We start from the raw sequence: 823 nt of genomic DNA, 5'->3' as shown, positions 1-823 counted from the left end.
GCGCTGGCGCAGCTGGACGAGGTGATCGTCCAGCAGCAGGAATTCGACCCGGCCAGGGCGGAGCGATTGTTCCTGATCGCGCCCAACAGCTACGTCGAACTGGTGCTGATGCCGGCGCTGGTGGCGCGGCTGCGGGAACAGGCGCCCGGCATCAAGCTTCGCATGACGCCGTTCGGCAACGACGTCGCCGAGACCGGCGTCGTCTCGGGCTCGACGGCGATGGCCCTCGGGCGGGTCGTCGATCCCCCCGACAATCTTGTGGTTCAGCATCTGATGGACGACGGGCTCGCCTGCATCCTGCGCGCCGATCATCCGGACGTCGGCGAGACCCTGTCCCGCGACCAGTATCAGAGCCTGAAGCACGTCAACGTCCTGCCGCCCGGCCGCATTCGGGCCGGCGTCTTCCAGGCGCTCGAGCAGCAGAAGCTCAAGCGGGACGTCGCGGTTTCCGTCACGCATTTCCTCGCGGTTCCGGAGATGATCGCCGTCACCGACTATTGCGCGACGCTGCCCATCCTCATCTGCCGGGGCCTCCAGCGCGATCCCCGCCTGAAGGTGCTCCAGCCTCCCGTCGATCTCGGGACCTTTCCCGTCGAGATGGCCTGGCATGTGCGCTATCGCCATGACCCGGCGCATAGCTGGCTCCGGGCGGCCATCATCGACCTGGCACGAACGCTTTCGAAAGAATCCGTCTGCCCGGCGAATATCCGGGCTGGCCATTGACCGCCTCCGCCGACCGCAGCTCACAGCGCCCGCAACGGGTGGAGCGCCACGTCAGGTCGTGGTGAAGGCGGTTGGCGTCCCTCGCCGGCGGCAGTCCGAA

At 67.6% G+C, this 823-nt stretch carries 1 protein-coding gene; it reads left to right on the top strand.

Annotated elements, in window-relative coordinates; all coding sequences use genetic code 11:
• The coding region (locus ATO4_RS26715; RefSeq protein WP_083595115.1) for a LysR substrate-binding domain-containing protein at window positions 1-723 on the top strand (723 nt) is incomplete at its 5' end.
• Between the last annotated feature and the right edge of the window lie 100 nt (window positions 724-823).

The sequence above is a fragment of the Aurantimonas sp. 22II-16-19i genome (assembly GCF_002088275.1).
GTDB lineage: Bacteria > Pseudomonadota > Alphaproteobacteria > Rhizobiales > Rhizobiaceae > Jiella.
Note: the sequence above shows the minus strand (reverse complement) of the source record. Positions and strands in the feature narration are given on the sequence as shown.